Raw genomic sequence first — 6,220 nt, 5'->3', positions numbered from 1 at the left:
AACTCCCATACGGGCCGGCGGCAAATGGAAGGCCGCATCAGAGGCCGGACAGATGTCAGCACCCGACTACGCGCCGCTATACTGCCTTTCGAAGATTCTTCTTGCGCTCACGGGGGCGTCCACAGATGTGCTGAAGGTTCTGCAAAAAGTTTTGGAGAGAGAACGGCGCTTGCTCTGAGGGGCGAGCGGCCATGGCACGGTGGTGACGTTGCGATCACCGATTCCCGTGGAAGGGGAAGTGCCATGACCAATCGATAAGTTAGACTGAGCAGAGGCGAGTTGAAAGCGTTGCTGTTGTCGGATGAGGACGGCTTTCGCCAGGCATTGGAGAGTGTCGTGCAGGAGGTTCTTGAAGCCGAGATGACGGAGGCGATCGGGGCCGAGAAAGGCGAGCGGACGGCGGAGCGGACGAGTTACCGGTCCGGCTATTACGAGCGCAAGCTGGTGACGCGGGTCGGGGTGCTGGAGCTTCGCGTTCCGCAGGATCGGGCTGGCCGGTTCTCGACGGAGTTGTTTGAGCGCTACCAGCGTTCGGAGAAGGCATTGGTGTCGGCGCTGGTCGAGATGTACGTGCAGGGCGTCTCGACCCGCAAGGTGAAGGCGGCCACAACAGGCCAACCGGGCCACAGATGTAATCGGCAGGGGAATCCCCTTTTCGGCCGTGTTCGCCATCGCGAAGTCTGATCAGCATAGACAGCTTCGGCCCTGTATATCCGGGACCCTCGTGAACCGAAAGGCTATTCTACAACACCCGTCAGCATCGGCTTATCCGGCGCGATATAGTGCCACTCGACCTCCCGCTCCTCCTGCCACGCCCCGATGGCGTTGGTGGTCAGCTCGGTGCCGTGTCGGAGACGGTCATGCACGGATAGCCTCGACGAGCGGTCAGCGCCGCGATCTCGCGGTCGTCGTGGCATCGGGCCAGAGCGCCGGCATCGACGAAGGGTGGCGGATAGCAAACCGCGTCGCCGCCCTGCCAGGGGATGTGCCATCGCACCTGCCTTGGCTGCGGCCATCTCGGTAACGGTACTATCCTTGATCAGCAAAGAAGCATACGCTTGCTGTCGCGGGGGGCTGGTCGTCTGCGCGTTCCACAGTCACGGAAAGTCACGCTCCAGCTGCATTGATTTGCTGCTTGTGTTCGGCGGTAACGGCGCGCGGGCTCGACATGATGGCATGGCAATCTGTCGCCACGCAACGATCTTACCTCGATACAGTGACAGTGCAGCCGCTATTTCGGCCGTTCGCCAGACCGTCTGGGGCTGGAGTACGTCGATCACGCGGCGGGGCAATTGGACACCTCGAAAAACCTGGCAATCGAGGACGCATTTTGATTCACTTCGTCTGGTGATTTGCACGGAGGCGTTGAATGCGGGGACAGGCTGGGTTCTGGGACATTGACGAGCGGTATGTCCGGCTGAGCGAGGCCGGCGATCCACTGGAGAAGTTGAACGGGGTCGTGCCTTGGGAGGTTTTCCGGAAACCTTTGGCCAAGGCGCTGAAGCGCTCCGATGGCGTCAAAGGCGGCAGGCCGCCCTTTGATGCGATGATGATGTTCAAGATCATGGTGCTGCAGGCGCTCTACAGTCTCTCGGACGATCAGACCGAGTTCCAGGTTCAGGATCGGCTGTCCTTCATGCGCTTCCTCGGCCTGGGGCTCGGCGACAAGGTTCCCGACGCCAAAACGATTTGGTTGTTTCGCGAGCACCTCACGCAGGCCCGGGCGGTGGAGAACCTGTTTGCCCGGTTCGACAAGCACCTCAGCAAGGCCGGTTATCTGGCGATGGGTGGGCAGATCGTGGATCCCAGGATCGTGGCGGCACCAAAGCAACGCAATTCCGATGCTGAAAAGGCCAACATCAAGGCAGGAAAGGTGCCGGACGAGTGGCAAAAGAAGCCAGCCAAGCTGCGCCAGAAGGACCGGGACGCACGCTGGACCGTGAAGTTCTCGAAGGCCAAGGCCGATGAGGAGGGAAAGACAAAGCAGCGCGATATCGCCGTTCCCGCCTTCGCTACAAGAACCATGCCTCGATCGATCGCCGGCACGGCTTCATCCGCGGCTGGAACGTCACCGGCGCCTCGGCCTGGGACGGGGCGCAGCTTCGCAACGTGCTGGACAAGAACAACACCGGCTCGACGGTGTGGGCCGACACCGCCTATCGCTAGAAGAAGAATGAGGCGTCGCTGGACAAGAACGGCTACGTCTCCGACATTCATCACAAGAAACCGAAAGGCCGGCCGATGAGCGAGGCGATGGCACGGGCCAATGGCCGGCGCTCAAAGATCCGCGCTTTCGTTGAGCACGTCTTTGCGCAGCAGAAATCGCGCATGGGCCTGTTTGTCCGCACGATCGGCATCGCCCGCGCCCGCAGCAAGATCGGCATGGCCAACCTCGCCTACAATCTCACCCGCTTGGTTTGGCACCAAGGGCGAACTGCCCCCGCATGACGGCGAGAGCGGCGGAAAACGTCGCCGCGATGCCAAAATCGGCAACCAGCATCAGCCCCAACGATCGAAATCCAGCCACCGCCGCGCCTCAGGCTGTTCGCAACCTCATTGCCGCAACACCCGCCTCTGGAAATGCCGTAGTTCGAGGTGTCCAATTGGGTCACCGCTACTGGGCGTCGGCCATGCGTGGATCTACTTGATAAAGGGGGTTGGTCTTTAGCGACCAAATCTTCATCAGGAGGACCCCGCCAAACACTCCCTCTCCCGCGTCAGCGGTTAGTTCAGTCTACATAGTGCGGTCGTGCCAGCGAAAATGACGAGGCTAAAATTGGCTCGGTTTGTTGGGAGAATCAATACGGCTCCTCAACTCGTCGCCAGTTAGCCAAACAAGCCAATCTTCGTCAACAATCTTCTCTTCTACCAGCCTCAATATTGACCCGCCCGGTTCATGGTGCGGCATTTCGTATTGCGCAACGACACCTTTATCTAATGACCAACGCGCTACAAGCCCACATAGGAAGTCTGGAGCCCACAAGGCAAAAGACACGCCGAATGCTATTCCTGCCGCGATCCTAGGCACGCCCTGTCCTCTGTAGTCTTTGCGCACCCAAAGGTCCCCGAGGTACGATACCCTCCCGGTTATTTTCTTAGCGCTCGGTGCTGCGCAAGTACAACTGTCGTGAGGATGTGCTTGTATCATCGGGTCAGCATAAAACGCCTTCAGAGACTCAAGATGATCCGCAAAATTGCTGTTTGAAAGGTCATATAATCGAGCAGCATCGAGAAGCACGACATCATCACTATGGTCGACGCCGACAATCCAAAATCCCTCGCCTGCTTTAATTGGCGAACAATCTGGTCGAAAATTTGGATATGTTGGACTCTTTGTCGGAGTGACCCGGGTGATCGAGACATATTTATGAAAATCGAATCCTATCGAAATCTTTATGCCTTTATTGGCCGCGTCGTCGTCATATGGTTGAAGAAAGCGTGAGATGTTCAACGGGTTAACTACGCTTTTTATCATAGCAGCTTGCCCTATCCTGATGAGCTGCGCCGTGACTGGAAGACGCGTTCTTAATGGATGGTACACCGTTAACACGGATCGAGATGCTACCTACTTTCATGGGTTGCAGGGAGCTGAATTGGGGCGCACGGGGAACCGGTGCGCCCCAATAAGGCCATCCTCGAGGGCACACGGTTGGAGCCCTTGCGTTGGAGCCGGCGCTGCCTTTGCGTCTTTATCGGCAGGCCGTCGGTGGGGAGGCCGGCCGGACTGTCAACGGAGTCCGTGAGAAACGAGCAGCAGGAGATCCAATGGGCTACCTCGACGAACTCTTTTCGATGACGGGTAAGAAGGCACTTGTGACGGGCGGCTCGACCGGCATCGGACGAATGGTTGCGACCGCCCTAGTCCAGGGCGGCGCAGACGTCATGATTGCCTCCCGCAAGGGCGCCGATTGCGAGCGCACGGCGGAAGACCTCAACACGCTGGACGCACCGGGCAAAGCGGACGGGTTTGCCGGAGACATCAGTTCCGAAGAGGGCATCACCGAACTGGTCAATGACGTGAAAAGGCGGACGGACAGGCTGCACATCCTCGTCAACAATGCCGGCGCCACTTGGGGTGAGCGACTTGACACCTTTCCCTATAAGGCGTGGGCACGCGTGCTGACCGTTAACGTTACCGGGCTTTTCCATCTGACGCGCGAGCTTCTGCCGCTGCTTGAAAACGCGGCAAGCGACGAAGACCCTGCGAGGATCATCAATCTCGGCTCGGTGATGGGAACCCAACCGATCGCCGAAGGCGCATACTCCTACACCGCCTCGAAGGCCGCCGTTCATCACCTGACGCGCACGCTTGCGCACGAATTCGCGCCACGCCGGATCACCGTCAATGCTTTCGCGCCCGGTACCTTTCGGAGCCGGATGACTGCTTTTGCCATCGCCACCGACGAACAGGCACAACGGACCGGCAGTCGCGTCCCGCTGGCCAGGATCGGAAGGCCCGATGATATAGCCGGCGCGACGCTGTTTCTATGCAGCCGAGCCGGCTGCTACGTCACCGGAGCGATCCTGCCGATCGATGGCGGTCAGTCCGTGCGGCATGGCATAAGCTTCTTCAGGGAATAGCGCGCGCCAGGAGCTTTCGTTTTGAGTCAGTGACGTTTGACGCCAGCGCGGCAAGGAAAACTGGCGTCGCCGTGCCGCGCCGTCACATAGAAAACGATCGGCCAGCTGCAGACGCGACTGATGGTCATCAATTCATGCACTTCGACCCGGAGCGTGCTGCGAAGGAGCCGTCGTTCGGCGGCTCGGTCGCGCGTAGCTTATTGCTGATTCGCCGCTCTCGGCGATGACGTACGAGACGCAAGCGGCACGCGAGCTGATGAATCGATTGGCCGTTCCGAAATTTTGATGATTCAAACTGCCTGGTGGGTACCGGCCGACGTGTCGCTCCGTCGCCTGATCTTCGTAGGCATGTTCTGGCAGCCGTGGCCCCGCGCTGTCGCGGGAGCAAGCCAATGCCCGGCCGAAGGCACTGGCGCATCTGAGAGCCAACTTGGGCATGTCGGAGTGGGGGGCCCTACTCATCTCGTCAGCGCCGACCGCAGATGATCCGCTATCGGTCCCGCCGGCCGCTGGAGACAGAGTTGCGTGGAAGGCTGCGCGACCAAGCCAACGAGCGGCGGCCCTTCGGCTATCGGCGGATCTTCATCCTGCTCCAACGGGAGGCGAGCCGTCAGGGATCAATGGCTCTACCGCGAAGACGGGCTGGCTGTGCGGAAGCAGCCGGCCGGCCACGGTGGTCGGCACGCGGGCACCGATCCTGGTCGAAGCACGGGCAAAATGCGCGCTGGTCTTGGATTTCGTCTATGACCAGTTCGCCTGCGGCCGGCGTTTCCGCGTGCTCAACATCGTCGACGAGGTGACGCGGAATGTGTGGCGGCGATCCCCGACGATCTTCGGCCGCCGTGTCGCCCACGAGATCGCGGCGCTGATCGCCCGTCGCGGCTATCCGCGACGGTCAGAGTGCCGAGCGTTCAGGAGGAGGATCGCAGCCGAATCTGGCGCGAACGCAAGGTTCTGATTTGGCGAGCAAACTGCCATGTTAACAGTGTCAGGGCCGGCTTTTGCACAGAGCATCATTGGCTACGACGCCTTGCGACGTGACCGCCGACATCGGCTTGAGGAACTGAGGACCGGCGACGGCCGCGTGCTGCCTGAGCATCTGAGGAGGGAGACCGCCGCGACCTCGACCGGCTCGAACTTGTGATAGCCCAGATCAAGGAGGTGCAAGCTGAGCGCGACGCTCTGCTGCAATCGAGAATCGCCGAAACTCTGGCAGCGAGGTTGATCTCAAGGGTATCGGTCCCGAGTGCCGCCATCCTCTACGCAGAAGGGCTGTTCCGGCACTTCGATAATCGGCGGCAGATCGCCGCTTATGCCGGGCTTGCGCCGACACCACCCTGGCAGTGCGGATCGGTCCAGCACGAGCAAGGCGTCTCGAAAGCCGGCAACCCCGGCTGCGTGCAACGATTGTCGAGTTGGCCTGGTTGTGGCTGCGCAATCACCCGGGCTCGGCGCTTGCCCGCTGGTCTCATGAGCGTGTAGCGCAATCAGGCGTCGCGCCTCAAGAAGACATCCGTCGTTTCCCTTGCAAGAAAGCTGCTCGTGTCGGTGTGGAAATACGGGACCGCAGGCGTGTTATCGAAGGTGTGCCATCATGAAGTCGGCCTAACGCGACGATACCAACCCACCATCCCCGGGG

General features: G+C 60.3%; 3 protein-coding genes and 4 pseudogenes. 5 read left to right on the top strand and 2 right to left on the bottom strand.

Features of this window, described 5'->3' with window-relative positions; translation table 11 throughout:
- Positions 1–279: 279 nt before the first annotated feature.
- Positions 280–627, top strand: a pseudogene (locus NKH30_RS18180) (transposase); the annotation flags it as partial.
- A 113-nt stretch (positions 628–740) separates the two neighbouring features.
- On the opposite strand, the pseudogene NKH30_RS18175 reads toward NKH30_RS18180, so the two are convergent.
- A pseudogene (locus tag NKH30_RS18175) lies at positions 741–904 on the bottom strand (IS3 family transposase); the annotation flags it as partial.
- Between the two features lie 465 nt (positions 905–1,369).
- On the opposite strand from NKH30_RS18175, the pseudogene NKH30_RS18170 reads away from it, so the two are divergent.
- A pseudogene (locus NKH30_RS18170) lies at positions 1,370–2,448 on the top strand (IS5 family transposase).
- A gap of 322 nt (positions 2,449–2,770) precedes the next feature.
- Here the strand turns inward: NKH30_RS18170 and NKH30_RS18165 are convergent.
- Positions 2,771–3,475, bottom strand: coding sequence for a hypothetical protein (locus tag NKH30_RS18165; RefSeq protein ID WP_352996446.1), 705 nt, complete (start codon positions 3,473–3,475; stop codon positions 2,771–2,773).
- 290 nt (positions 3,476–3,765) lie between these two features.
- On the opposite strand from NKH30_RS18165, the gene NKH30_RS18160 reads away from it, so the two are divergent.
- The 3 genes and pseudogenes from NKH30_RS18160 (at position 3,766) to NKH30_RS18145 (ending at position 6,063) form a co-directional block, all read left to right on the top strand.
- A complete protein-coding gene (locus tag NKH30_RS18160) occupies positions 3,766–4,581 on the top strand; it encodes an SDR family oxidoreductase (protein WP_352996445.1) in 816 nt (271 codons plus the stop codon).
- 364 nt (positions 4,582–4,945) lie between these two features.
- A pseudogene (locus NKH30_RS18150) lies at positions 4,946–5,470 on the top strand (transposase family protein); the annotation flags it as partial.
- 251 nt (positions 5,471–5,721) lie between these two features.
- Positions 5,722–6,063 carry a transposase gene (locus NKH30_RS18145; protein WP_352996443.1) on the top strand — a complete coding sequence of 114 codons (342 nt, stop codon included), beginning with the start codon at positions 5,722–5,724 and terminating at the stop codon, positions 6,061–6,063.
- The last annotated feature ends 157 nt before the right edge of the window (positions 6,064–6,220 follow it).

The organism is Mesorhizobium sp. M1273, assembly GCF_040318195.1.
Taxonomy (GTDB): Bacteria; Pseudomonadota; Alphaproteobacteria; order Rhizobiales; family Rhizobiaceae; genus Mesorhizobium.
The sequence above is the reverse complement of the archived record's forward strand: the minus strand, read 5'-3'. Positions and strand labels throughout refer to the sequence as shown.